Here is a 26,744-nt window from a genome sequence, read left to right as displayed (position 1 = left end):
CAGGCCGAGGCGTCTGTCGGTATCGTTCGATCGGGTCGTTGCCATGGCATGCTACAATCGGGAAAAATGGCGCGCCGTCAAGGGGAAATTCGCGGCCGCGGGGGTTTCTTTTTGAGGGGCCACTCACGCACATCCGTATGCTCCGCGGCACTCGGCCTTCCTGGCCAGCGCAATCTCTTGACATACGGAGTTCCATGAATCAACGTATCGGATGTTGAGATCGCCACGTCGGCCTGCGGCCTCCTCGCGACATTTTTGTCAGTTACATAACAAGTCAAAATTCAAAACGGGTGAATATATGACGGTTCTGGTTCTGGGGGCGACCGGCGCGACGGGAAAACTTGTCGTAAAACAATTGCTGGATCGCGGGGAGCGGGTAAAAGCGATCGTCCGTTTCCTGGAAAAACTGCCGGAGGCAGTCCGGTCTCACGAAAATGTATCCATTATAACGGTCGGCAATATTTTAAGAATAAGCAGGAGCGAGATGGCGGAATACCTCGAGGGATGCGACGCCGTGATCTCCTGTCTCGGGCATAACCTGACGCTGAGAGGAATATTCGGACCTCCCTTCAGGCTCGTCACGGATGCAACTGTACTGATCTGTACCGCCGTCGAGGAAAGCGAATCAAAAAAGGCGATGAAGTATATTCTTATGAATACAACCGGGCACAGAAACAGGGATCTTGGCGAATCACCGTCTCCGGCAGAAAAATGCGTGCTTGGGATTATCGGATTGCTGGTGCCGCCGCAGAAAGACAATGAAAAAGCGGCCGAATACTTGCGGGTAAAAATCGGTCAAAGCAATCGAAAACTGGAATGGATTGCCGTCCGTCCCGATACTTTATATAATATGGATGAAGTAAGCGATTACTCCGTGTATCCTTCACCCGTTCGAAGCCCCGTTTTCAACCCCGGGAAAACCAGCAGAATCAATGTGGCTCACTTTATGGCAGAATTGATTGGCAGCGAGGAGTTGTGGAAGAAATGGAAAGGGCAGATGCCCGTTATTTATGATTCCGACTCGTTACCGGAAAAGCGGTAAGAAAACGCGGTGTTCGAGGCGGTTTCCGCGGCCGCGGAGCCGGAATGCCGCAGGACGCCGCTTGTCGGCAGAACATGTCGAACGGCCTTAAATGAACAATAATTTTTATAGCATTGATAAAAGCTTTCAATTGTAATATATTATATTCATCCCTCAGTGAGAGTGAAAACCATGCCCAAAACCGTTACGCTGAGAATAGACGATTCATTGCTCGAAAGATTCAGGCATCACGCGGAAATGGAAAACAGGTCCATCTCCAATTTCATTGAAACCGCCACCCTGCGATATGTCGAGCGATCGGAATTGGTCGATGAATTTGAAATGTCCGAAATTGTGGAAAACGCCGGTCTGGTAAACCGTTTGAAGAAAGGAAGTGAAGACGCTCGCAAAAAGAGGGGGCGTTTTGCCTGATTTCAGGATATTCGGAACGAACCGGTTTATCAATGACCTCGATGGTATCGGCAAAAATAGAAAAATCAAGACATACGACAGGATTCGTAAGCACATCTATCCACAGCTTAAAAATAATCCTTGCTGCTTAAGGGAAACGAGCCACGGCACGACCCATGGCGAGGATATCAAATGAAAAAACCGGCGGTCTTTCTGATCATGCTGTCCCTTTTAACGGCGTGCGGCAGGCATGCCGACGTTGTCGTCATTATTTCGGCGAACGCGGAATGGAAAGCCTTTAAAGAAATAAAGAAATCGGAAAATCCGGATTATCGTACATCGCCGTACGGGCAATGGTTCAGCAAAAGATACGGAAAGAATACCGTGGTATTCTTTTACGGGGGCTGGGGCAAGATCGACGCCGCCGGCTCGGCGCAGTATGTGATCGATACATTCAATCCCGGGCTCATCGTCAATATCGGAACCGCCGGTGGATTCCATGGGGCGGTAAACAAAGGCGATATAATCCTCGTGGATAAAACGATAACCTGCGATATCCATGAGCGGATGGGCGACAGCGAGGAAGCGATAGACTATTACTCGACCGACCTGGAGTGCCCGGATATAAAGATGGACGGCACCATAAGGAAGTCGGCCATGGTATCGGCGGACCAGGACCTGGATCCTTTACGGATTCCCGAGTTGCGAAAGCGCTTCAACGCCATCGCTGGGGATTGGGAGTCGAGCGCCATCGCGCACGTGGCTAAAAAGAATAACATACGGTGCTATATACTGCGGGGAATCACCGACATAGTGGACAAAGCGGGAAGCGATACCTACGGGAACATTAAGAGCTTCGAGGAAGAAACGAAGGTTATAATGAAAAAGTTGATCTCACTGCTGGAGGGTGAGGGGATTCTCAATCGTATCAATCCGGGTAGCGGTAAATTGTAGATCCTGCGCTGTTGTACGATAATCTACAGGCCTCCTCTCGGGGCATAGTAAATATAATCCCTATAATCCACCGGGCTGGAAGCATATCAATCATGAGATGGCGAAAACCGTATTGAGCGTACTGGCGACGTGTTTTCCCGGGCATCAAATACTTGTTGACAGTTACGTAGAGTATTTATATATTATTACGTAACAGGAGGAAGGATGAATTCAAAACTTACATTGAACGTAAATAAAAACATTATCGGCAGGGCGAAGTCCTATGCCGCCGCCAGGCGCATCAGCCTTTCCAAGCTTGTCGAAAATTACCTGAAATCCCTGTCCGAAGATTCTTCCGAAGCGCCGGCCCTGGCACCGCGGACAAAAGAGTTGAGCCGAATCGTGAAGAACAGTGCGAAGATCGATTATAAAAAAGCGAAAGAAGAGTATCTGTCTTCAAAGTATCTGAAATGAAAGACAGATTATTTATTGATACCGATATTATACTCGATATCGCCCTCGTACGGGAACCGCATTTTCAACCTTCCGCGTATATTTTCAGTTTGATTGAAACCAAACGGGTGCTCGGTTTTACATCCTCAGTCATCGTTTCAAATATTTATTATATTGTTCGGAAAGTGGATTCACATAAATCCGCGATCGATTTTATTTCAAAACTGAGATTGTTCGTAAATATTTTACCGGTCGATTCGGAAATAATAAACCTGGCCCTCGAATCCAGGTTCAAAGATTTCGAAGACGCCATTCAATATTATTGCGCGTATACCAACCGGAGTGATTTCATAATTACCCGTAATGTTAAGGATTACTCACGGGCGCAGATGAAGGTTCATACGCCCGAAGAGTACTTAAAGATTAAAAACATCACAGGTTCTCAGGACATCGGCGACTGAACGGGCATGTCCTCGTCGGCGCGAAACCGAAGAGCATTCCTCAGCCTTCAGAATGGTGTACAAATCCTCAATCCAGCAACGCCTCGCGTCCGTTTTTTATAAACCCGGCCTTTATCTCCCGGTACTTATCCCGCGTCAGCACATGATACGTGGTGTCGCCCCTCGAACGGAAATAGATCCGCATGAAGGGGGTGCGCTCCAGGTTGTAGTGTTCGCGCTTGTAGGGGCGCACCACGATCTTGTGGGTGTCGGTAACGAGAAATTTTTCGATAACGCGGATGAAGTCGGGCATCCACTGGGGATCCATGCCGCCCTCCGCCTGCCGGCGGAGCAGCCAGGCGTAAACATCGTCCGGACGGAAATCATCCCCCTCCCGGAGCTGCACGGCCACCATCACCTTCTCGTCGGAGACCTCGCTGGGGGCGCCGTAGGCGATGGCCATATCCACGCCGGGCATCTCCAGGGCGTACTGCAGCACGTTCTCCGCGGAGAAGTTCTCTCCGTCCTTGCGGATCCAGTCGTCGGTGCACCCGTTGAAGTACAGGTAGCGCCTGCCGTTGATAAGCCGGATATGGCCTATGTCCCCGGAGTGGTACACGCCGCTTCGGAACTTGCGCGCGGTTCCCTCCGCGTCGCCGAAATATCCCTCGAAGCGGAGATTGTTCCCGCCCACGCGGCGGCATATCTCGCCGATGGCCCTGTCGTAGTTGGCGAGCTTTCCGTTTTCATCGACCGTACCCGCGGGGCATTCGCGGTCCTCCTCGTCGAGAATGATGATCGACGAATCGACGCTGCCAACGGATTCGATCGGGTCGCCCGGGCGGTTGGCCGTGGTGATGACCGCCTCGGTCGATCCGTAGATTTCGTAGATGTGTTCCATGCCCAGGCAGCGCATGAGCTTTTGCCGGTCGACGGCGGGCGCCCCGTTCCCGTAGGCGATCCGGAAGCGGTTGCGGGGGTGTGAGGCGAGGGCCTTTTCCACCTCGTCGATGCCGCCGTATTTCTTTTCAAGCGCGTCCAGGATGTAGTGCAGCGGCTGGCCCACATAGTTCATGAAGCACACCCCGTGCTCCAGCATGTCCTCCTCGAAGGCGCGGGCGCTGAAGCGCCGCTTCAGCACGAAGCTCCCGCCGACGATCAGCTGCGGCAGGATGCCGATGTACCAAGCGTTGGAGTGGAACAACGGCATGGAGATGTAGCCGCGGTCGCTTCGTTTGAGTCCGGTGTCACTCTTCACCACGAATCCGGCGCCCACCAGCTTGATGTGCGTGCACGGCACCCCCTTGGGGACTCCGGTGGTGCCGCTGGTGTAGATGACGATGACCGGGCTGAAATTGTCCACGGGCACCCGGTGGCGCCACTCTGGCTTCGGCCCGGCGCCGGCGAGCGCGCGCTCGAGGGTGAGGAAGCCGCGTCTCTCGCTTTCCTCCTCTTCGCCGGCGTACAGGATGTTCAACCGGCCGGGCGGGGAGAGCTCGCCCATTACGCGCTCAAGCTCCGCGGTCGTGCCAGCGTTCACGACCAGGTGCGAGATGTTCGCCTGGTTGATGACCTTCGCCAGCGTCTCGCCACGGAAACCCGTGTTGACGGCGAAAAGGACCGAATTGCTGAGCCCCGCTCCCAGGACCGCGTAAAGGTACTCAGGTGTGTTTTCCATGTAGACGCCCAGCGCGAAGCGCTCGCCGGGACGCAATACCCCGCTTTCAAGCAGCTTCCCGCGCTCGGAGAGGAAGAAGGCGGCATAGCGCACTGCGTTCCGGTAGACCTCATCGTAGCGGTACTCCCGGCCCTCGAAGATGAAGAAGGTCCGCCCGCGCCGCCACCACGCCCACCACATGGTCAGCCTTATCATGGAGCTGAAATTGACGAATCCGAGTAAAAAGTTCGGATAAGCGATTTTAATGATATTCGTTCCATGTCGGATTGCAGTACCTCTTCGATGTGGTTGAAGGCATCCGGTTAAAACCGCACGTCGAGCGCGACGGTTTCTGTATCGTAAAGATCATCGTTGAGCGCGGGGGATTATCAAACACTTTAAAATACAGAAGATAAATTCCAGAAAAAATTCACTTCCTGAATCCCCGAAGTACCAGGCCAAACGTTGCTGCGGCGGCCAGCGCGAGCGGCAGCAACAGCCCCGAGGTATAGGCGGGAGCGGCCAGGAACATGAAGATACCGATGCCGGGTATCGCGACAAAGAAAATAACAATCAGTATAGCCCATTTTCGCATATCAGTCGATCCCCATAGCGTCCGAAGTGTAACAGGAGCCCCGCAAAAAACCCGACGGCTGGATGAAAGCCGTCGGCGATACGATGAAATCCCCGATGCTGCATCAACTCGGTAAGGCAGGCCGGTCCGTCTCCGGCAGAACCGCCGACGCGGCGAGCACCGCGGCCGCGAACACCGTCGCGTATCCCAGCCATACCGCCGCGATCGGAAACACAGATGTTAAAAAAAGGTAATCGAGACTCATGGCCCACAGCAGCCCCGAGCTCAGGACAACGGACAGGCCGAACTGTACCGAGCGCACCATCGCCGATTCCCCGGCCAGCGGCCTGAAGGCCCGTTTGCCCGTCGCCAGCCCGCGAGCGAGGCGCGCCGTCTGCGCGAACAGCGCAAGCGCGACGAATGCGATGAGCGCCCACAGTATCTTCTGCCCCTTGACGATGAGACCCATCCCCACGCCGGGAAGGCCGCACCACGCGGCCCAGTCGCCGAGTATCTCCGCGAAGAGCGGCCAGCTCCGCTGGCTGTTGGTGAGGATCACGATGCCGTCCCCGGTCCCGGGGATCGAGTGGAAATGCGTCATCCAGCCGGTGCCCTGGCCGCCGTGCGAAACGGCGAACGTGCCGTCGGGGAAGCGCTCGATGAAATGCCCGAAGCCGTACGCGTCGAAGGCGAGCCCGTAAAGGCCCGGTATCTCCACCCGCGGCGTATAGAGCGCGGCGATGCTCCCGGCGGAGAGAACGCCGTGCCGTACATGCGAAAAACGCGTCATGCCTGCGCATACGAACGCGGCGATGTCGCCCACCGTGCTGAAGAGCCCGCCGGCGGCCTTCTCCGGGTACACGTACACCGGCACGGGCTTCCCGTTCGTGTCGTGTCCCGGCGGGACGGGAGGATGCATGTCTGCGCTCCATTCGTAGCTCGAGTTCCTCATGCCGAGCGGCAGCAGCACCTCGGTTCTCATGTGCTCAGCGAAATCGCGACCCGTTACCTCTTCCACCAGGAGCTCGAGCAGGTTGAATCCCGCATTCGAATACGAGAACGAGTGACCGGGCTCTCGCATCAGCACCGCGTCCATGTACAGGCTCTCCCTAAGAGAAGGTCTCTTCACTGTCGGGGAGTACCGCACTCCGATGGTGCCCAGCGGCATGCCCGCGCTCTGGCTGAGGAGGAGGCGCGTGGAGACCTTCTCGACGGGGAAGGGCGAGGGCGGAAACTTCCAGCTTTTGATATAGTTCGTAACGGGCGCGTCGAGATCTATCCTTCCCTGCTCGACCAGCCGCATCACTCCCCAGGCGGTGACGGACTTGGAGATGGATTCCACGCGGCAATGCGTATCCACGGTCATCGGTGCGCCTTTCGCCGGATTGGCCTGGCCGTATGCCGCGGTCCATACGGTCTTTCCTTCGCCTATAAGGGCGACGACGACGCCCGGGATGTCGTAGCGTTCCATGAGCGCGGGAATGCGTCTGTCGAGGAGGGAGGTCATTTCCTCATGTGATCGGTCGGCCGCCGGGGCGGACGGTGTCGGAGTCATAAGCAGTATGAAGAGAGGCATGATGTATTTCATGGCGTACCCCTGAATGACTTCTCTGCGTTCGATGAGACATCCACGCTCACGATGACGTCAAGACGAAATCCCCGTCGGCAAAAGGTCCCCCGGAACAAAAATCTCTTTGACCGATCGTCAGATGTATGCAGAATACCGTCAACTACACTTCCCAACGGAGACGCCATGAGAAAACTGAAGATAGCGGGAATCGCCGTCGCCGTACTCGCCGCCACGCTGTACGCCTCGTTCCAGATATTTTTCCGAACCGCCGTTCCGTCGTACGAGGGAACCGTCGCCATCGACGGCCTCGGCTCGAAGGTCGAGGTGCGCACCGACGAGTACGGCATCCCCCACATCTTCGCGGAAAACGATCTGGACCTCTTCTTCGCGCAGGGTTACGTAACCGCCCGCGAGCGCATGTTCCAGATGGAGATCACCCGGCTCGCCGGAAGAGGAGAACTCTCCAGCCTCTTCGGCGAGGCGACAATCGAAAAGGACAAATTTTTAAAAACGGTCGGCATCCACCGCGTCGTGAAGGCGGGTTACCGCGCCATGTCCGCGGAGACGCGCGCCATCATCGACGCCTACGCCGCCGGCGTGAACGCGTACATACGCGACGCGAAGGCCCTTCCGCGCGAGTTCGCGATCCTCGGCGCGAAGCCCGGCACATGGGAGAGCGAGGACTGCGTGTCCACGGTGCTCCTCATGGCCTTCAGCCTCACGCGCTCGTTCATGATCGACCTGGTGCTCTACCGCATCGGCGAGCACGCCGGCGCCGAAACGGCCGAGGCGCTCGCGCCATCGTACCCGGACTTTGCCCCGACGCTCACGGGAAAACGGATGAGCCCCGTGCCGCTCGGCGTTCTTAAAAGCCGGTTCCACAAGTTCGAATCGACCGCCGCCGGGGCCTTCATGCACGGCCCGCCGGTGATGGAGCTCCCCGCCAGCAACTGGATGATCTTTTCCGGAAAACGCACGAAATCCGGCAGGGCCATCTTCGCCGGAAGCCCCGACCTCAAGCCGACGCTTCCGGCGCTTTTCTACATCATGCGCCTGAAGGGCGGCAGCTTCGACGTGGCCGGGGGCGCCATGCCCGGCATGCCCGGAATCGGGCCGCTCGGCTACAACGGGCATATCGCCTGGAGCGCGGTGAACGGGCGGGGCGACGAGCTCGATTACTACGTCGAGAAACCCGACCCGAACGACGCGGGCCGGTACCTCGCGCCGGGTGGGCCGCGCGCGTACACCGTCATCGAGGAGATCCTGCGCATCAAGACGAAGAAGGGCGTGCGCGAGGAGAAATATCCCGTAAAGGTCTCGCGCCACGGGCCGATCATATCTACGGTCATGCCGATGGCGCCGGCCAACTGCGCTATGAAATGGGCCGCCTTCGAGAACCCCTCAACCGACCTGGAGGGTCTTCTCGGTCTCAACCGCGCCCGCGATTTTTCCGGCTTCCGCAAAGCGCTCTCGCGCGTGAAGAACAACAACCTTGGAATAGGCTACGCCGATACGGAAGGCAATATCGGCTGGCAGTTCACCGCGTCGGCGCCCGTGCGCCGCACCGGCGACGGCACCTTCCCCGTGCCGGGATGGATTGACGACTACGAGTGGACCGGCTACGTTCCGTACGAACGGCTGCCGTACGATTACAATCCGAAGGCCGGATGGATCGCCTCGTTCAACAACGATCCCGGAAACGCGCCGTACCATCTCACCAACTACTATCTCTTCGAGCGCTCCGTACGCTTCGCGGACATCATGGCTGAACGCAAAGACGCTCCGGTTGACGCGGACGATGTGATGGCCATGCAGCTCGACACCGTATCGGTTGTGGCGAAGCGCTGGACGCCGATCGTACTCGAGGCATGCCGGGAGTCCGAATTCGAAAAGTACACGGCGCTCTTCAGGGGATGGGAGTACTCGGTGGATATCGACAGCACCGCCGGTACGCTCTTCAACGCGTTATACGCGAACTTTTTAAAGAACGTGCTTTCCGACGAGATCGGCGAGAAGCTCTGGAAGGAGGGCCTGGGGCAGTCGTACCTGTATTATGTCGCCGACCTGGCGCTTGCCAGGATCGCGCGGACACCCGACCACGCGTTCTACGATGATAAAAACACCGCGGATAAAAAGGAAAGCCGCGACGACATCATCCGGAAGAGCATGCGCGAGACAATCGCGCAGCTCAAGGATCTGTTGGGGAGCAATCCGGAGAAATGGAAGTGGGGCAGGGCGCACCGAATGTACTTCGAGCACCCGCTGGGATCGAAGCTCTCGTTTTTCAACCTGAAGCCCATCCCGACACACGGCGAGCACCACACCATTAACTCGGGATTCTGGGAGATGGCCAATCCATTCAAGATGGACTCCGGTGGCGTCATCCGCATGATGGTCGATTTCGCACAACCGGAAAAGGCCACCATCATCAGCCCGCCCGGGCAGTCCGGCGCGTATAAAAGCCCGCATTACGACGACCTGGCGCGGATCTGGGCCGACGGGAAACAGGTCCCCATGCGCTTCTTCACCGCGAAGGACATAGCGCGCGTGATGACGCTCGAACCGAAAACGAAGTGACGATGCGAAGCGATATAATCATAACGGGAGGCCGTCGATGAAACTGAAAACCCTGCTTCTGCTGCAGCTCGCCTACGCCGTCATGGGGGTCGGCTACAATGTGCTGAGTTACCTGTCCGTCGCCTCGGGCGGTCAGGCCTTTTCGGCGACGGCCCCGCTGACGGGCGGGCTGTCGCTCACGCTGTACGCGCTCTGCCTGGTGCCGGGGTACCTGGGGTACACCGGCATCTATCGCGTGCTCATGCTCCTGTCCATCGTTGTCTTCGGCTACGGGGGCATCGTAAAGCACCTGCTCAACTATCCCGACGGACTCGGCATATACTCATCCATGACGGCCTACGCGCTGGCCATCGGCATCAACGTCTTCGGGCTGGCGCTCAATGCGCTAGCGGCGGCGGGAAGGTTCGATGCAGGGGCGGGAAAGTCGGCGCGATGAGCTCGAGCGGTTAAACCCGCTGGAATTGATCACGTGACGTTAATATTGGCGTAAGCGGTAAAGGACGCGAACGATGCGCTGGATTAATTCACGGTTCAGGGGACAGGCGGCGCCACTCATGATACTGGTGGCCGTGCTGTTTGTTTTCGGCGTGATTTCGGATAAAAAGTCGTATGAACGATTTCTCGGTTCGTTCGATCCCGCGCTCGCTTTTGTGATCGTCGCGATCGCAGGAACAGCGGCGCTGGCATTCCTGTCAACCAGGGGATGGTTTCATATTGCAGGGAATATCGGTGGAGTCGATACTGTAAAGATATCGGCATGCGCTCTGGTACTCGGGATTACGATCGCGGCGGCGGATTCGTTGATACGTTTCCCGCGCGACATGAACGTACCTTTTCCGCAGTCGCTGCTGTTTTATCCGGTGATCGGATTCATCGTAGAAGTCGTCTTCCATGTCCTGCCTCTTTTTCTGCTGCTTGCCGTTCTCGAATATGCGGCCAGGCGTAAAATTACGGAAAAGACAGTGCTGTACGTTCTGATACCGGTCGCGCTGATCGAGCCGGTGTTTCAGGCATATGGCATTCGCGCGACGGGCACATATTCTCTCTGGGTTGCGCTCTATGTGGGCGTGCATGTGTTCGTTATCAATATCATCGGCCTGCTGCTCTTCAGGCGATATGGCTTCATCATGATGTATCTGTTCAGATTGATGTACTATTTTCTCTGGCACATCCTGTGGGGACACCTGCGGCTTTCGATACTGTTTCAGTAGACTATCCGCGGGGAAAAGGAGCACGCATGAAAGCGAGCGTTATACTGGCCCACCCGTACCGGGAGAGTTTCAACCACGCCATCTTCGAAACCGTGTGCCGCGTGCTCCGCGAGAAGGGCGTGGAGGTGCTCAGCCACGACCTGTACGCGGAGCGCTTCGATCCGGTGCTCACCGTGGAAGAGCTCGGCTCGGACACGTCGCGCGACCCGCTCGTCAACCTCTGCGCGCTCGAGCTCGTGGAGTCGGACCTGTTGTTCTTCATACATCCCAACTGGTGGGGTCAGCCGCCGGCCATACTCAAGGGCTACGTCGACCGCGTTGTACGCCCGCCGCATGCCTATGACATCCCGCCGGGAGGAGCTCGAAGCGCCGAACGGCCAGGTACAGCATGCCCGCAAGGCCCGCGAGGAACAGGGCGTCGAGGGATTTACGTATCTCCGGAACCAGGAGGGCCGTAAAGAGCGCGTACAGGCCGATCCCCAGGCTGCTCTGCAGGGCCGCCGGGAGCACTGTGCCCAGCAGAAAGCCCGTAACGGTGCCGGCGCTCCAGGCCAGGTACGGCAGAAGCTGCAGGGCCAGCATGAACGGCACCGAAAGCCTCCCCGCCGTAAGTGAGGCCACGGTGAAGGATTCGTCGGTAACGCCGAAGGCGAGGACGGCCAGCCAGCGCCGCTTTATGCCGTTCAGCCGCGGAGAGAGCGAGGCGCTCATCAGCATGTGCCGCGAATTGAGAAGAAAAGTGGCCAGTATCACACTCCCGGCCGACACGCCGGCGCTTACGAGCTCCAGTGCCATGAACTGGCTGGCGCCGGCGAAGACCACCAGCGAGAACGGGGCGGTGTCTGCAAGGGAAACGTGCGTGTTACGCGCCAGCAGGCCGAACGCCATGGCCACCGGGAAATAGCCGATAACGACGGGAAACGCGGCGAAGAGCCCGTCTTTCAGGCCGAGGCGTCTGTCGGTATCGTTCGATCGGGTCGTTGCCATGGCATGCTACAATCGGGAAAAATGGCGCGCCGTCAAGGGGAAATTCGCGGCCGCGGGGGTTTTCTTTTTGAGGGGCCTAACGCGGTTCGGGTTGTTCCTTGCGGAGGGAATTACAGCTCAGCGTGGGATTTGATTCCCACGCTGAGAAAAGCCTTACATTTTCTCTTCTGCCGAGAAGCGTACCGTAATCTGTCCCCAGCCGCAGCATTTTACTCCGACATCGAAACAGCTTGCGCTTTTAAATCGCATGCTGTTGGCATCAATGCCGGCGTATATGAGCTCGTTCGACGCGAAGATCGCGGGCACCATAACCTGGAGGGCGTAAATGCAGCAGCGTTTGGGGCTTTTGCCGGTCAGCAGATTGCCCGCCCCGTCGAAATAGAATTTATCGCCGACCTTGTGTTTGCTGTTGCATCCCTTCGACTCGACAACCTCGAAGACCAGGGTTTTGTTCATCAACTCCCGGCCCTTCGATAGAATGTCCTCGTTGGCCGGGTTGCCTCGAAACTTCTCCATTTCCTGATCATCGTACTCGAGATGGTCTTTCATGAATTTCCATACGTCTTCCGATACTGGCATAGTTCGCCTCCCGATAAAAGTTTGATATAAAACTATTAGACCCGGCAAAACCCCGGTGCATGGTTTGACCGCATCATCCTCCGAAATTCCGGTGGATCTTCGAGAGAAGCTCGTAGATGGCGTCTCGCTCCTGGTCGCTGATCCTGTTGTATGCTTTTTTACGCAGGCCTTGGGAGATTTTCAGGATCTCGCCGCTTATCGATTTACCTTTCTGCGTAAGTTCGATTATGCTGATGCGGCTGTCGTGGTTATCCCTGGACTTGGCCACATATCCCCGTTCGATGAGCTTGTTGATGAGGGCCGTGACCGTGGATTTGTCCTTGTCGATTATTTTCGCGATGTCCTTCATCATCAGGGGGCCGCGTACGGTAAGGACCCCCAGTATCTCGCCGTGGGACGGCGCGATCCCGGTTATCCCGTGCCGGTTAAGCTCCCTGGTGAGCAGCTTGTCCGCCTTGAAGTGGATCTTGCCTATCAGGAATAATAAGGTGTCCTTGCTCATGGGACCATTAATAGTTTGACGTCAAACAAATAGCAAGTATTTTTTATGAAATACTTTACGCATACGTATATCGGACTGAATTCCCGGCTGCGGGGATGCCCCAAGCCTGTCGAAAAGGGTCGGGAACAGGTGTGTATCGACATGACCCTCCGATGACCGGGCTCAGAGAAGAAAGCAAAACGTCTGGCAATCGCGATGATCGCGGTAGTGATGGCCTTCGCCGCCCGCCGGCGGAATCCGTCGTCAAAAAGGCGCGAAAGGCCCCGCCCGACGCTACGCCTTCGGCCTGTACACCAGCGCCGCCACAATCGCTCCAAGGAAAATCTCGACGCTGCCGTAAACGAGCCACTGCACGGTCAGCGCCAGCGGCACGGGGAAAACCACGTGCTGGTTCACCACGCCCGTCAGGTTCATGAAGAGGGCGATAACAGCACCGTACGCCAGCGCCTCGGCAATGTTGCCGGTCCTGCGCCATCTGGTATAGATGTACATGAAGGTCAGCGTATACACGGCGCCGGTTATGTGCATCATCCACATCAGCGACATCATGTCCGGCCTCCACAGTGCGGAGAGCGACTCATAGGTTTTCATGAGCAGCAGGCCGTGGACGATGTAGCCGGTTATCTGGAACAGGATGAATACAGCGGCGCTTGCGAGAAGGTAGCGTTTTATGTTCATGGGGGCCTCGCGGGTGGGGTTTTAATTTGCAATATGGAAATATAATGGATGGAGAGCGTGGAGTCAATCTTTTGGTTTCTTGAGGCAACCCGAAACCGTGGGCCGGGCATGGGTCTTTAATGCTCCATGAAGCGCGACGAATCCTCTCGGCCGCCGCGCCGGCGAAAGACGCGACCTCCTGTCGCTTCGACGACATTGGCACCTCCTGTGCGTCACTGAGTGGCTGCGCTCACACGCCGGGCGGCCTGGCTTTGGTTTTTGTCTCGGAATAAGGCCAACGGCGGCTATCGTAACAGGACTGATGAGATTCTTTTCATCGATGACCGCAATGAAGGTCATTTAATCAACCGACGAACAAAGGAATTGTCGCATGAAGATATCCGGAAGATTTCTTCAACCTACCATAAACGGCGTAAGGAAAAAGGACAATACGAAGATATAAAAGGTTTCTGTAACTTTGCAAGTATCGAGCGGGTAAAAGAACTGGATTATGTGTACGGTGATGGTATTCACCCGACAGTGGCCTGTCTCTGTATTGTCCGAGGTCGTGCGCTTCGGGCCGTCCTGTCCATCCGAGTATCATGAGGGACTAATAAATCAGGCAAATCGTATCCGTTGCGGAGCGCTTCGACGCGCGGGTTGCGGACGGGTCGCGCCTCGCACGGAATTGCTTTGACATTTCATGGTTCCGGGTATACGGGTTAAGCGCCCCGTCGGGGGCCGCGAACATCATCACCACCGGAGCGACCTCCACGATGAAACTCATGTCGCAGCTCGCAATCGCCCTTGCCCTCCTCATCCTCGCCGCCGACGGCGTGCGCGCGCAGGCGAAGAAGACGAGCGTGATGGACTATTATCTCGCACCACCCGACGACTGTTTTTACTGGGAGATCACACCGGCCGACCTGTCGAAGGCGGTTAGTAAGGAAGCAGATCACGAAGGCCAACGTACCCGCCGGCTACATCGAGGTGCGCTCCGAGAATTACATCATGCAGGTGGCGCTCTTCACGGCGCCGGGCGTCACCGTGGTCGCGGTGAACCGGCCGTGCGGCGAGGGATGCATGTGCGATATGTTCCGCCTGCTTGTCCCGGCGGCGGGCGGTAAATGGAGCGATTTCACGGGCTTTCCTTCCGGCGACGAGGCTCTGTCGAGGATCGGCCGCAAGGATCAGGAGCACGTCGAGTACGTGCTTCCGGAAACCGGTACTGACATAAAGGTGATCGATCCGGATACCCGCAAAACGCTCTTTCCCATCGGCTGGAGCTGCGGGAAGTTCAGGATTAAGTAGGGCCTCATCCGCTCACCGGTCGCGATACGGCCGCACTATCGTTCTGCAGGAGGCGCATGCAATGGATATGTACAAAGTGCTCGAAACGATCGCCGTACCCCGTCCCAATCACAGCGATGCCCTTGAAAAAACCTCGGCGTACATCCAGGGGCTGCTCGCATCGTGGGACATTCCCTTTACGGTACAGGAGTTCGTTTTGAGGCCCTACCAGCAGCTGCTGGTGGGCTATGCGTGTTTCTTCCTTTCGCTTCTCGTCATCCTGTTCGTAGTCAGGCGAAAGCCGTTGCCCATCCTCATCGCCGCGATCGGCATTGGGGCCCTGCTCTTTATGGAATTCGAATATTTTATTCCACTGGTCAGCCCGCTCATCACCAAAACTGGACAGAACATTATCGTAAGCTTCCCGGCCGCCGATGCCGTTCGCGAGCTGGTCTTCGCCGCGCACTACGACTCCAAGACCGATTTCTTCGACCATATCGAGCGCGCGAAGCTCTATCGCTTCATTCCGATCGCGGGTGTCCTCGGCATGCTGATGTCGTTGTGGGTGCTTCTTCGCAAAAAGTTCGCGTCGCTCGGGAAGCCGGCGCTCTCGATCGCCACGGTCTTTCTCGCGGGGGCGCTTTCGGTCTACTGGGGCCTGGTGGCCCTCGGTTTCGGCGGGTATATTTTCCTCTCCGGCCAGAGCTGCGGCGCGGTGGACGACGGGGGCTCCGTTGTGACGCTGCTTGCGCTCGCGAAGGACATAAAGGAGGGCAGGGTCAAAACGGGGAAGTCCGCCGTCACCATCGTCTTTTTCGCCGGGGAGGAGGTCGGGCCGCAGGGTTCGCGCCATTTCGTTAAGAAATATTTCGGTGAAGACGCGGCGAAGCGCACCGTCCCGGCCTCGCTCGTCAACCTGGAGCTCGTGGGCCAGAACGGCAACATGCTCTACTGGAGGAAGAACGGAATCTTCCTGTCATTCCTCGCGACCGATGCCGGTCTGCGCGAGCGGCTGGACGCGGCGTGGAAGGGCGTATCGGGTAAAACTATGGACGCGGCCGGCCACATCACCGACGACGCCCTGCATTTTCTCCGGGCCGGCGTTCCGGCGATCACTGTCGGGCACACGGGGCTTCCGGGCCTGGGCGAGGGCGGCTTCCACGACGTCACCGACTGCATGGACCGGGTGAACACGGACAACCTGTATCTGATGCGGACGACGCTCGCGAAATATATCGAGGGATATTGAACGCGGGTGACCGACCGCAAGAGGACCAAACGGTTTCCCGAAAATCCGGGATGGGCGAGCACCCCCGTCCCGGTGTCGTTCCTCACGGCCGGCGAATAACATCGGCATGGGGCTCGTGAACGGCCTCGTCCGCTCCGTCACCTTTCCGTTTTTCGACGAGCCGCTCAAGACGCTCATACTCTTCGTCCTTTTCGACCTGTGGATGTGCTGCCGGCTCCGGCTCAATCACCGCCTGCGGCCGCTCTGGATGGCCCACCGCGCGCACCACTCCAGGGTGGTGGCGGAAACCCATTCGAACTACTCGTCGGTGTTTTCGTTCCGGGACCGCCTGCTCGGCAGTTACCGGATGCGCGAAGACACGCGCTCGATCGACCTGGGGCTCAATATCCTGCGCGAGGACCGCCGGCGGGGATTTCCGGGGATACTGCTGACGCCGTTTTCCGGAAGGTTTAAACCGGGATGAGAAAGTGAACGTTTCGCGTTGATCTGATTTCGGTTCTTTACATTTTATTAATACCAACCCTCCTCCCCTTAACATGCCCGATATGGACGCGAATAACCACTGCCGCTATATTTTCTCCCATGCGATCACGGATCGGGCTGTTTATGAAGTGGAGGAAGTGGTGAGAGTGAACAATCTGCGAAGGCTTTCCATGACGGGCTCGCCGTTTCGGTTGCTCGTGTTCGGATATATAACGGTCACGCTTGCGGGTGCGATACTCCTGGGTCTGCCGGTTTCGACCGTCGACGGGAAGGGACAGGCATTCGTGGACGCGCTGTTCACCGCGACTTCAGGAATCAGCACGACGGGACTCGTGGTGGTGGATATCGGCGGTTTTTATACGCTCTTCGGCCAGATAGTCCTTATGTGCGTGTTTCAGATAGGCGGGATCGGCTATATGAGCATCATCCTGTTTATGGCTCAGATGCTGGGTATGCGCACTTCGATCGTTACCCAGGTGGTCGCCAGCGAATCACTGGCGGGACCGGGATTGCGCGAGCTGGGACGATTCTTTATCGCAACGATCATATTCACTCTTATCTTCGAGCTTGCGGGTGCGGTGGTTCTCAGCCTGCGCTGGATGGAAGAATATGCATTCGGCCGGGCGATATACCTCGGCGTTTTTCACTCGATCAGCGCCTTCTGCACGGCCGGTTTCGGTCTGTTTCCCGACAGTCTCATGCGGTACAGGGACGATACCGTCATTAATGTGACAATCAGCATCATATCGCTGGCGGGCGGACTGGGGTTTTTCGTGCTTCACGAGTTATTCCTCGCATTGAGGCGAAAGCGCGGGAAGAATCGCCGGCTTCAACTGTCGGTGCACACCAGGCTGGTGCTCGGGATGACAGTCATGATCATCGGACTTTCTTCCACGGTGCTGTTCTTTTCCGGCCGCTGGGATTCTTCGATGAAAGCGTACGAACGTATGCTCGTCTCGCTGTTCCAGGCGATCTCGGCCTCGACCACGGACGGTTTCAATACCGTGGACATCGGCGCGTTGAACATGACCGGTCTGGTGGTGCTGATGGCCCTAATGTTTGTGGGCGCCTCGCCGGGAAGTACCGGGGGAGGCATCAAAACGACCACCATGGGCGTCATTCTCCGCTTCATGTTAGCCCAGCTCATGGGGCGCGAGTCGGCGGTCAACCTTTTCGAGCGTGAGATCCCGGCGGCCTCGGTGTTCAAGGCCTTCGGCATATTCACGTGGTTCATACTCATCATCCTGGCCGACATGGCGGTGTTGACGATGACCGAAGACGCCCCTTTTTCGGGGATTCTCTTCGAGGTGATATCGGCGCTCGGCAATACGGGGCTCTCTACCGGCATCACGCCGGGTCTCTCGACCGCAGGCAGGATCGTGCTTACCATAACCATGCTGATCGGCCGGGTCGGACCGCTCACCTTCGGATATTTCATCATCGGAAGGGCGAAGCCGCTTCCCTATCGCTTCGCCGAGGAGAACGTATTTATAGGATAGTGGTGTGTGACCGGGTCGCGCGTCTCTGCGCACGCTTTCCTTTTTACATTATTTTAACGGAGACTCCCGCGGTCTTAACATGCCCGAGATGGACGGTCGATGAAAAAATCCGGATATTTCAGAGAGTCCATCGGGACAAGGAGGTTGCATCGTGAATATACTTCTGATTGTCGGTGCCGTTTCCGGCCTGGTCCTGGTCGCGTACCTCTGGTACTCGATCCTGTTCCCGGAAGAGCGCTGACCGAAAACGATAAAACAATCATGCGGGGTTAGATATGAACCATTACGATTTCCCGGCCGGGATGCTTTTCTTCGCCATGCTGATCGTATCTTCCATCCCGCTGGGGCGTTACATGGCGAAGGTGTTCGCCGGCGAACCGACTTTAATAAGTCGCGCCGTCCGCCCGCTGGAAAATGCCGTTTGCCGCGTTTGCGGCGTGGATGCATCGATGGAGATGTCGTGGAAGACGTATGCCATGGCCTTCGTCGTTTTCAACATTATCGGCATAGCGGCGCTGATGGCCCTGCAGATGGGGCAGTATCCGCTGCCGCTTAACCCGCAAAAGCTGGCGGGCGTGCGCTGGGATACGGCGTTCAACACGGCCGTGTCCTTCGTTACCAATACGAACTGGCAGTCCTATGCGGGTGAATCGACAATGAGCAGCCTGACGCAGATGGCCGGGCTTGCCGTGCAGAATTTTATTTCGGCCGCCGTCGGAATGGCCGCGGGCGTGGCCTTCGTCAGGGGGTTCATGCGCAGGGAGTCCGATACCGTCGGAAATTTCTGGGTTGATACCACGCGCTCGATCCTGTACGTGCTGCTGCCGCTTTCGATCATTACGGGCATAATCCTCATGTCGCAGGGTGTCGTTCAGACCTTCAGCCGCCACGCCGTGGCGGAAACGCTGGAGGGTTCCAGGCAGCTTCTTCCGCTGGGTCCGGCCGCGTCACAGGTCGCCATCAAGCAGCTCGGTTCCAACGGCGGGGGCTTTTTCAACGCCAATTCCGCCCACCCGTTCGAAAACCCGACATTCGCGGCGAACCTCGTCGAGAATTTCGCCATTCTTCTCATCCCGATGGCCTTCGTCTTCATGTTCGGCTATATGATCAAAAAAACAAAACAGGGGCGGGCCCTTTTTTACGCCATGCTGATCCTCTTCATTGTGGGACTGGGGGTTATCCTCTATACCGAATCCCAACCGAACCCCGCCCTTTCCGGTGCCGGCATTTACGGCGGGAACCTGGAGGGCAAGGAAACCCGTTTCGGAGTATTCTGGTCCGGGGTCTGGAGCGAGTCAACCACCACGACCTCCAACGGTTCGGTCAACGGCATGCACAACAGCTATATGCCGCTGGGCGGAATGATACAGATGTTCAACATCGGCATCGGCGAGGTTATCTTCGGCGGCGTGGGCGTTGGCCTCATCGGCGTGCTTTTCTACGCAATCCTCGCGATGTTCGTCGCGGGCCTCATGATAGGGCGGACCCCGGAGTTCATGGGCAAGAAACTCGGTCCCTTCGAGATGATCATGGCGATGATATCGATGCTCGTGCCGATGATATCGATGATCGTATTCTCCGCGATAGCGGTTTCCACGGATGCGGGACTTGCGGGGTTGAACAATCCCTCGTCCCGCGGCCTCTCGGAGATACTCTATGCCTATTCATCGGGCAGCGGCAACAACGGCTCCGCCTTCGCGGGCCTGGGGGCCAACACCGTTTTTTATAACGGTACGATCGCGATCGCGATGCTCATCGGCCGTTTCGCGACGGTAATCCCGGCGCTCGCCGTGGCCGGTTCGCTCGCAAAAAAGAAAACAGTGCCCGAGAGCGGTGCGAGCTTCCCGACGACCGGTCTTCTGTTCATCATCATTCTCATGAGCGTGATCTTCATCATGGGAGCGCTCGGCTTCTTCCCGGTCTACTCCCTCGGGCCGATACTGGAACATCTGTTCGTCAATCAGGGAAATCTTTTTTAGCGAGGGTATATCATGACTCTATGGCAATCAGGATTCATGTTACTGGCTTTAAAGGAATCTTTTAAAAAACTGAACCCGTTCACCCTCTGGAGAAACGTGGTCATGTTCGTCGTTGAGATCGGCGCCTTCATCACCGTGGCGGTGACGGTCCGCGATATTCTCAACGGGGAGGATTTTTCCCTGGGCCTCCAGGTCGGCATCTGGATGTGGGCCACCGTTCTCTTCGCCAATTTCGCCGAGGCGCTGGCGGAGATACAGGGAAAAGCGCGGGCGGAATCGCTGCGGAGCACGCGAGGAAGTCTTGTCGCGGTCAGGGTCCTTGAAAACGGCAAAACCGAAAATGTATCCGCCGGCCTCCTGAAAAAAAATGATGTCATTATTGTCAATGAAGAAGAGACCGTTCCCGGCGACGGCGATATCATCGAAGGCACCGCTCTGGTGGACGAATCGGCCATTACCGGGGAATCGGCGCCGGTGATACGCGAGTCCGGCGGCGACCGCTGCGGAGTAACCGGTGGGACGATGATCCTCTCGGGGAGGATCATCGTCAGGATCACCGTAAACCCCGGCGAAACTTTCCTGGACCATATGATCAAAATGGTCGAGAGCGCAAAGCGGCGGAAAACACCCAACGAGATCGCGCTCGAGATACTTCTCGTCAGCCTCACGGTGCTTTTCCTCGTGGTGGTCTTCACGCTTCCGGCCTTCGCCCGTTACATGGGGATAACCGTCACACTGCCCGTTCTGATATCGCTGCTCGTATGCCTCATGCCCACCACCATCGGAGGATTGCTGCCCGCCATCGGCATCGCGGGCATGGACCGGCTTCTCGCGCACAACGTGGTGGCGATGAGCGGCAGGGCCGTCGAGGCCTCGGGCGATGTCAGCGTCGTGTTGCTCGACAAAACCGGCACCATCACGCTGGGCAACCGCATGGCCGCGGAATTTATCCCGGCGGACGGCATAAAGATGACGGATCTGGCGCGGGCCGCCCTGTTCGCCTCCATCGCGGATGAAACCCCCGAGGGTCGGAGCATCGTGGTTTTGGCGAAAAAAGAGATGGGTATCCGCGGACACGATATCCGGTCGCCGGAAGGTTCGGTTTTCATACCCTTTACACCGGACTCGGGGATGAGCGGGATCGACATGAACGGCATGATAATACGGAAGGGCGCGTGCGAATCCATTGAGGAATATCTGAAAAAGCGGAACTCGTCGATTCCCGGACGGATACGGCAAATCGTCGACCGGATCGGGAAGGCGGGCGAGACGCCGCTGGTTGTGGTCGAGGACAACCGGACCATAGGCGTTATACGGCTGAAAGACGTAATGAAGCCGGGTATCGCGGCGAGACTCGCGGATTTGCGCCGCATGGGCATCCGGTCGGTCATGATAACGGGCGACAATCCGCTCACCGCGGCCTCCATCGCGGCCGAGGCGGGTGTGGACGATTTCCTGTCGCAGGCGAAGCCCGAAACCAAGCTCGAGGTGATCAGGAAATACCAGCGGGAAGGCCACATGCTTGCGATGATCGGCGACGGCACCAACGACGCCCCGGCCCTGGCTCAGGCCGACGTTGCGGTGGCCATGAACGCCGGAACGCAGGCCGCGCGCGAGGCCGCCAACATGATCGACCTGGACTCGTCCCCCACCAAGCTCCTGGATATCGTCGAGACGGGAAAGGAGATACTCATCACCCGGGGTGCGCTTACCACCTTCAGCATCGCCAACGACGTGGCAAAATACTTCGCCATCTTACCGGCCCTCTTCGCGGTCGCTTACCCCGCACTGAACGTCCTCAATATCATGCATCTTGCGAATCCGGCATCGGCCGTTCTTTCGGCGGTGGTTTTCAACGCGCTCGTCATCCCGGCGCTCATCCCGCTGGCGCTTAGAGGTGTCCGGTACCGGTTCATCTCCGTTTCCCGCCTGCTGCGGAGGAACTTTCTCATCTATGGCATCGGCGGGATGGCGCTGCCGTTTATCGGAATCAAGATCATCGATTTATTTATTGCGCTCACCGGACTGGCGTAGGAGAATACAACATGAAACAATTGAAAATATCGATCATCTTCCTCGCGGTGATGTCATTGTTTCTGGGAATCCTGTACCCGCTCGTGATGACACTTGCCGCGCAGCTGGTTTTCCCGGGAAAGGCGAACGGCAGTCTCGTTATCGTCGACGGACGTATCGTCGGCTCGGCCCTGATCGGACAGGGATTTTCCAGGCCGGAATATTTTCACGGACGGCCCTCGGCATGCGACTATGACGGCCTGAGCTCCGGAGGATCAAACTTCGGCCCGACGAATAAAAAGCACATCGACCGTGTCGTGGAGCGGGCGGCCGTCGTGAGAAAGGAGAACTCTTTGCCGGCCGATGCGGGCATACCCGCCGACCTGGTGCTGGCCTCCGCAAGCGGGCTCGATCCGCATATCGGCCTCCAGGCGGCCCTGCTGCAGGCGCCGCGCGTGGCCCGGGCCCGGGGCATGGATACAGCGGTCATCACCGGCCTGGTCGGGAAATGTGCTGAAAAGCGATACTTCGGGGTTTTCGGGGATTCATCCGTCAATGTTCTCGAATTAAACCTGATCCTCGACGCCATGAGTGAGGGCGGATGAGCGGCGAGTATCAACGCCCCGACCCCGACGCTCTCCTCCAAACCCTGCAGGAGGAGGAAAAGGACAGGGGGAAGCGCGGCCGGCTCAGGATATTTTTCGGGATGGCCGCCGGGGTCGGGAAAACCTACGCCATGCTCGAGGCCGCCGGACGGATGGCCCGGGAGGGCGTCGATATAATAATCGGATATGTCGAGACGCACGGTCGTGATGAGACTGAAGAACTGTTGAAGGGCCTCGAAGCGGTGCCCCGGAAAAAAATCGGTCACCGGGGAATAGTCGTTGAAGAATTCGATATCGACGCGGTGTTGAAGCGGCGTCCCGTCGTCGTCCTCGTCGATGAGCTCGCGCACACCAACGCCGAAGGTTCGCGCCACGCGAAACGCTATCGGGACGTAACCGAGCTCCTGGACAACGGCATTGACGTCTTCAGCACCCTCAATGTCCAGCACCTCGAAAGCCAGGCCGACGTGGTCGAGAAAATCACCGGTGTCAAAATCCGCGAGACCGTTCCCGATTCGATCCTCGACCTTGCCGACGAGATAGAGCTTGTCGACCTTCCGCCGGAAGAGCTCCTGAAGCGCCTCGCCGAGGGAAAGGTATATATTCCGGAAAAGGCCGAGCTCGCCGCCGAACGGTTTTTCCGGAAGGGCAACCTGACCGCGCTGCGTGAGATGTCCCTGCGGTACGTGGCCGGCCTCGTAGGGTACGAGCTTCGCGACTATGCCCGGAAGAAGCGCATCAGGGGGCCCTGGAAGGCCGGGGAGCGCCTGCTCGTGGCGGTGAGCCCGAGCCCCTATTCAGAATACCTTATCCGCTGGACCCGGCGGATGGCCTTCAACCTCAAGGCCCCGTGGATCGCGCTGTACATCGAAAAGCAGAAGGCGCTTTCGCCGGCGGCGCGGATCACGCTGAATAAAAACCTGGGCCTGGCGCGTGAACTCGGAGCGGAGGTGATCTCGACCGCGGATGAGGACATCGTAAGCGGCCTTCTGCGCGTGGCCCGGCGCAAGAACATCACCCAGATCGTAGCGGGAAAGCCGCTGCGGAAGTACCTGTCCGATTATTTTTCGGGGGGAAACATCATCGATCGGCTCATCAGGCGCAGCGGTGATATTGAAATCCACATCGTGACGCGGCCTGAACCGGGCGGGGCAAAGCCGCGGCTGTTCGGCCGTTTTCCCGGCGAGCCGAATCGGAAAGGGCCGCCCGGGGAATATCTCATCGCCGCGGCCGTCATCGCCGGCATTACCGTCGTCAATCTGTTCCTGGCGATGGTCACCGGTTACTGGACCATCGCGCTTGTTTTCCTGCTTTCGATCGTACTGCTTTCTCTTTATGTCGGCAGGGGCCCCGTGCTTCTGGGAGCCGCTCTGAGTTCGCTCAGCTGGAACTTTCTCTTCATCCCGCCCATACTGACCTTTCGGATAGCGAGGCTGGAGGACGCGCTGATGTTCGGTATGTATTTCGTCATCGCCACCGTCATGGGGGCCCTGACCTCGAAGCTGCGGCTGAAGGAGCTTGCGCTGCGCGCGCGCGAGGAACGGATCTCGGGCATGTACGAGTTTTCGAGGGCGCTCTCGGCGGCGTTTGGAATGGACGAGGTTCTCGACACCGCGGTATCGTATATCGAGAACAGCTTTCAATCGAAGGTGGCGGTGTTCCCGGCGGATGAAGCCGGGGCGTCGCTGGGCGAGCCTCATAAAAGCGGCGGGCTTTCCGTGGGAGACGGTGAGCGCGCTGTCGCGGAATGGGCGTTCAGGAATAAAAAACCTGCGGGCCTCTTCACCGATACGCTGTCGGGAGGGGGTGTGCACTATATTCCGCTCGCGGCCCCCGGAAGGATGGCGGGAGTGATGGGCCTTCGCCCGGACTCCGGGATCGTTTTTTCCCTGGAACAGCTCGGATTTCTGCAGAATATCGCATACCAGCTGGCGGTTCGTCTGGAGCGCGAGCGGCTTTCGACCATGAGCAGGAAGGCCATGGTGGCCGAAGAGTCGGAGCGGCATTACCGTATACTGCTGAATTCGATAACCCACGAGCTCAGGACCCCGCTTACCGCGATCAAGGGCCTGATCAGCACGATGATGGATCCGTCGGTCGGGAATGATACCCGTATCAGGAACAGTTTGCTGAGTGAAACACAGGGGGCCTCCGAGCGGCTGATACGCCTTGTGGACAATCTTCTCGACATGAGCCGGATCGAATCCGGCAGGCTCAGGCTCAACCTGGACTGGAACGATATTTCCGATATTTTAGGCATCACCATGGGAAGGCTGGGGCCTCATCTGGAGAAACACCCGCTGACGGTGAATTGCCCGGATGACATTCCGCTCATACGGGTCGATTACAACCTCATGGAGCAGGCGATTTATTGCATCATCCATAACGCCATGGTGCATACCGAAGAGGGCACTCCGGTGTGCGTTTCGGTATCCGGGGCCGGGGACGGCGTTACGATCACCGTAGAGGACGAGGGGAAGGGTCTGCCGGAGGAGGATATACAAAAGCTTTTTGACAAATTCTACCGGATGGAGCGGACTCAATCACAGGGAGGACTCGGCCTCGGGTTGTCCATCAGCAGAGGGATCGTGGAGCTTCACGGGGGGAGCGTCCGCGCGGAGAATAAAGCGACCGGCGGGGCGAGGTTTGTCATTTTCCTTCCGGTCGAGATGAAGGAAAAAGCGGAATGAGTCCCTGATCATGGAAACTGAAACCATACTCGTCATCGATGACGAGATACAGATCCGTCGCTTTCTCAGGGTGGGGCTCGAGAGCCGGGGATACCGCGTGTTCGAGGCCGAAAGAGGCGAGGACGGCATAACCCTCACGGTCATGAAAAAACCGGATATCATTCTGCTCGACCTGAACCTTCCGGACATGAGCGGAATCCAGGTGCTCAAAAAACTGCGGGAATGGTACCACGCGCCGGTGATCGTGCTTACGGTCCGCGAATCGGAACACGACAAGATCGAGCTGCTGGACAACGGCGCCGATGATTACATTACCAAACCCTTCAACATGGGGGAGCTGCTGGCGCGCATCAGGGCCATCCTTCGTAGAATAAAGCAGGAAACCGATGAACCGGTCTTCACCCATAACGGCATCGCCGTCGATTTCTCCAGGAGAACAGTAACGGTGGACGGGCTTGTCGTTAAATTCACCCCGCTCGAATACGAGCTCCTCACGCTTTTCGCCAGGAACCCGGGGAAGGTGCTGACGCAACGCCAGATAATGAGGGAGATATGGGGGCCGGGGATGGAGAGCGAGACGAATTATCTGCGCGTGTATATCGCGGCGCTGAGAAAGAAGCTGGAGAAGGACCCTTCGCGGCCGGCGATCATAGTCACGGAACCCGCGGTGGGATACCGGTTCGTAGTCGATTGAACGGACGTCCCTCCCAGGGTCAGGCCTCTCCCCGGTGCTCCAGGTCCAGCCTCTCGAAAAATCCCACCATGAACTCGTGCCGCTCTTCGGCGATGCGCCTTCCCCCCGCCGTTCGCATGCGCTCCTTCAGGTGCCGGAGCTTCACGCTGTATTCCCTGTAGGCCGTATCCTCCTCGGAGTAGGGCTCCGTCCTCCCGACATCTATATTTCCGTTATGCGCCTTTGCGCCGACCTCTCCGGCGAAAAGAAAGGCCCTGCCGATGCCGATCGCGCCGATCGCGTCAAGCTTGTCGGCGTCGTGGAGCACGGCGGCCTCGAGGGTAACGGGCGCGCGGGCCTTCCGGAAGCGGTGCGTCAGGATGCAGTCGGCAACGTGCCGGGCGCGCTCCCCGTCCAGGCCGGCGCCGAAAAGAAAATCATAGGCCTCGCGGCTGCCCGCCTCGGCGTGGCAGATCGTTCCGGGCGCGGCGTCCTCTTCGGCGCGCGCGATGTCGTGGAGAATGGCGGCCAGGCGCACGATGAAGGCGTCGGCGCCCTCGGCGCCGGCCAGCCGCACGGCGAGTTCCGTAACGCGCTCAACGTGGTCCCAGCCGTGGCTGGGTTTGACCGCGGCCATACGCTCCCTGGCGTACTCCAGGGCCTTTCCGATTATTTCATTTCCGTCCATGGC

At 57.9% G+C, this 26,744-nt stretch carries 24 protein-coding genes and 2 pseudogenes; 18 read left to right on the top strand and 8 right to left on the bottom strand.

Going from position 1 to position 26,744, the window contains the following annotated elements:
- Positions 1-211: 211 nt before the first annotated feature.
- From VLM75_11685 to VLM75_11670, 4 genes are all read left to right on the top strand, one after another.
- Positions 212-1,042: an NAD(P)-binding oxidoreductase gene (locus VLM75_11685; GenBank protein HSV97576.1), complete on the top strand. Its 831-nt coding sequence runs from the start codon at positions 212-214 to the stop codon at positions 1,040-1,042.
- A gap of 171 nt (positions 1,043-1,213) precedes the next feature.
- Complete coding sequence (locus VLM75_11680; GenBank protein ID HSV97575.1) at positions 1,214-1,453, top strand: DUF6364 family protein; 240 nt, start codon at positions 1,214-1,216, stop codon at positions 1,451-1,453.
- Positions 1,454-1,624: 171 nt separating this feature from the next.
- The gene (locus VLM75_11675) at positions 1,625-2,386 is read left to right on the top strand and encodes a 5'-methylthioadenosine/S-adenosylhomocysteine nucleosidase (protein HSV97574.1); all 762 of its coding nucleotides are present in this window, start codon (positions 1,625-1,627) and stop codon (positions 2,384-2,386) included.
- 204 nt (positions 2,387-2,590) lie between these two features.
- On the top strand, positions 2,591-2,839 hold the full coding sequence (locus VLM75_11670) for a DUF6364 family protein (GenBank protein HSV97573.1): 249 nt from the start codon (positions 2,591-2,593) through the stop codon (positions 2,837-2,839).
- 507 nt (positions 2,840-3,346) lie between these two features.
- Here the strand turns inward: VLM75_11670 and VLM75_11665 are convergent.
- The 3 genes from VLM75_11665 to VLM75_11655 form a co-directional block, all read right to left on the bottom strand.
- Complete coding sequence (locus VLM75_11665; protein HSV97572.1) at positions 3,347-5,131, bottom strand: AMP-binding protein; 1,785 nt, start codon at positions 5,129-5,131, stop codon at positions 3,347-3,349.
- A gap of 214 nt (positions 5,132-5,345) precedes the next feature.
- The gene (locus tag VLM75_11660; protein HSV97571.1) at positions 5,346-5,510 is read right to left on the bottom strand and encodes a hypothetical protein; all 165 of its coding nucleotides are present in this window, start codon (positions 5,508-5,510) and stop codon (positions 5,346-5,348) included.
- Between the two features lie 103 nt (positions 5,511-5,613).
- Entirely contained in the window at positions 5,614-7,077 is a 1,464-nt protein-coding gene (locus VLM75_11655) for a serine hydrolase domain-containing protein (GenBank protein ID HSV97570.1), read from the bottom strand.
- A 165-nt stretch (positions 7,078-7,242) separates the two neighbouring features.
- Between VLM75_11655 and VLM75_11650 the strand changes: the two genes are divergently transcribed.
- The 4 genes and pseudogenes from VLM75_11650 to VLM75_11635 all read left to right on the top strand — a co-directional run bounded on the left by VLM75_11650 (position 7,243) and on the right by VLM75_11635 (position 11,143).
- On the top strand, positions 7,243-9,636 hold the full coding sequence (locus VLM75_11650) for a penicillin acylase family protein (protein HSV97569.1): 2,394 nt from the start codon (positions 7,243-7,245) through the stop codon (positions 9,634-9,636).
- A 37-nt stretch (positions 9,637-9,673) separates the two neighbouring features.
- On the top strand, positions 9,674-10,072 hold the full coding sequence (locus tag VLM75_11645; GenBank protein ID HSV97568.1) for a hypothetical protein: 399 nt from the start codon (positions 9,674-9,676) through the stop codon (positions 10,070-10,072).
- 73 nt (positions 10,073-10,145) lie between these two features.
- Entirely contained in the window at positions 10,146-10,847 is a 702-nt protein-coding gene (locus VLM75_11640) for a hypothetical protein (GenBank protein HSV97567.1), read from the top strand.
- 26 nt (positions 10,848-10,873) lie between these two features.
- A pseudogene (locus VLM75_11635) lies at positions 10,874-11,143 on the top strand (NAD(P)H-dependent oxidoreductase).
- A gap of 1 nt (position 11,144) precedes the next feature.
- Here VLM75_11635 and VLM75_11630 read toward each other — a convergent pair.
- The 4 genes from VLM75_11630 to VLM75_11615 form a co-directional block, all read right to left on the bottom strand.
- Complete coding sequence (locus tag VLM75_11630; protein HSV97566.1) at positions 11,145-11,834, bottom strand: AzlC family ABC transporter permease; 690 nt, start codon at positions 11,832-11,834, stop codon at positions 11,145-11,147.
- A gap of 153 nt (positions 11,835-11,987) precedes the next feature.
- Complete coding sequence (locus tag VLM75_11625) at positions 11,988-12,413, bottom strand: hypothetical protein (GenBank protein ID HSV97565.1); 426 nt, start codon at positions 12,411-12,413, stop codon at positions 11,988-11,990.
- Between the two features lie 73 nt (positions 12,414-12,486).
- The gene (locus tag VLM75_11620) at positions 12,487-12,915 is read right to left on the bottom strand and encodes a MarR family transcriptional regulator (protein ID HSV97564.1); all 429 of its coding nucleotides are present in this window, start codon (positions 12,913-12,915) and stop codon (positions 12,487-12,489) included.
- A gap of 273 nt (positions 12,916-13,188) precedes the next feature.
- Positions 13,189-13,593 (bottom strand): hypothetical protein, encoded by a 405-nt coding sequence (locus VLM75_11615; protein HSV97563.1) that lies wholly within the window; start codon positions 13,591-13,593, stop codon positions 13,189-13,191.
- A 231-nt stretch (positions 13,594-13,824) separates the two neighbouring features.
- On the opposite strand from VLM75_11615, the pseudogene VLM75_11610 reads away from it, so the two are divergent.
- The 10 genes and pseudogenes from VLM75_11610 (at position 13,825) to VLM75_11565 (ending at position 26,074) form a co-directional block, all read left to right on the top strand.
- A pseudogene (locus VLM75_11610) lies at positions 13,825-14,088 on the top strand (N-6 DNA methylase).
- A gap of 495 nt (positions 14,089-14,583) precedes the next feature.
- Complete coding sequence (locus tag VLM75_11605) at positions 14,584-14,883, top strand: hypothetical protein (protein ID HSV97562.1); 300 nt, start codon at positions 14,584-14,586, stop codon at positions 14,881-14,883.
- Positions 14,884-14,944: 61 nt separating this feature from the next.
- Positions 14,945-16,111: a M20/M25/M40 family metallo-hydrolase gene (locus VLM75_11600; protein HSV97561.1), complete on the top strand. Its 1,167-nt coding sequence runs from the start codon at positions 14,945-14,947 to the stop codon at positions 16,109-16,111.
- Between the two features lie 106 nt (positions 16,112-16,217).
- Entirely contained in the window at positions 16,218-16,574 is a 357-nt protein-coding gene (locus tag VLM75_11595) for a hypothetical protein (protein ID HSV97560.1), read from the top strand.
- A 160-nt stretch (positions 16,575-16,734) separates the two neighbouring features.
- A complete protein-coding gene (locus VLM75_11590; GenBank protein HSV97559.1) occupies positions 16,735-18,093 on the top strand; it encodes a potassium transporter TrkG in 1,359 nt (452 codons plus the stop codon).
- A 275-nt stretch (positions 18,094-18,368) separates the two neighbouring features.
- Positions 18,369-20,072 carry a potassium-transporting ATPase subunit KdpA gene (kdpA, locus tag VLM75_11585; GenBank protein HSV97558.1) on the top strand — a complete coding sequence of 568 codons (1,704 nt, stop codon included), beginning with the start codon at positions 18,369-18,371 and terminating at the stop codon, positions 20,070-20,072.
- A gap of 12 nt (positions 20,073-20,084) precedes the next feature.
- Positions 20,085-22,106, top strand: a complete 2,022-nt coding sequence (gene kdpB, locus VLM75_11580) for a potassium-transporting ATPase subunit KdpB (protein ID HSV97557.1) — start codon at positions 20,085-20,087, stop codon at positions 22,104-22,106.
- An 11-nt stretch (positions 22,107-22,117) separates the two neighbouring features.
- Positions 22,118-22,690, top strand: coding sequence for a potassium-transporting ATPase subunit KdpC (gene kdpC, locus VLM75_11575; GenBank protein ID HSV97556.1), 573 nt, complete (start codon positions 22,118-22,120; stop codon positions 22,688-22,690).
- A complete protein-coding gene (locus VLM75_11570; protein HSV97555.1) occupies positions 22,687-25,380 on the top strand; it encodes a sensor histidine kinase KdpD in 2,694 nt (897 codons plus the stop codon). Before kdpC ends, VLM75_11570 begins: the two co-directional genes overlap by 4 nt.
- 10 nt (positions 25,381-25,390) lie before the next feature.
- The gene (locus VLM75_11565) at positions 25,391-26,074 is read left to right on the top strand and encodes a response regulator transcription factor (protein HSV97554.1); all 684 of its coding nucleotides are present in this window, start codon (positions 25,391-25,393) and stop codon (positions 26,072-26,074) included.
- Between the two features lie 19 nt (positions 26,075-26,093).
- Here VLM75_11565 and VLM75_11560 read toward each other — a convergent pair whose 3' ends face one another.
- The gene (locus VLM75_11560; protein ID HSV97553.1) at positions 26,094-26,741 is read right to left on the bottom strand and encodes an HD domain-containing protein; all 648 of its coding nucleotides are present in this window, start codon (positions 26,739-26,741) and stop codon (positions 26,094-26,096) included.
- Between the last annotated feature and the right edge of the window lie 3 nt (positions 26,742-26,744).

The organism is Spirochaetota bacterium, from assembly GCA_035477215.1.
In the GTDB taxonomy this organism is placed as follows: domain Bacteria; phylum Spirochaetota; class UBA4802; order UBA4802; family UBA5368; genus MVZN01.
Note: the sequence above shows the minus strand (reverse complement) of the source record. Positions and strands in the feature narration are given on the sequence as shown.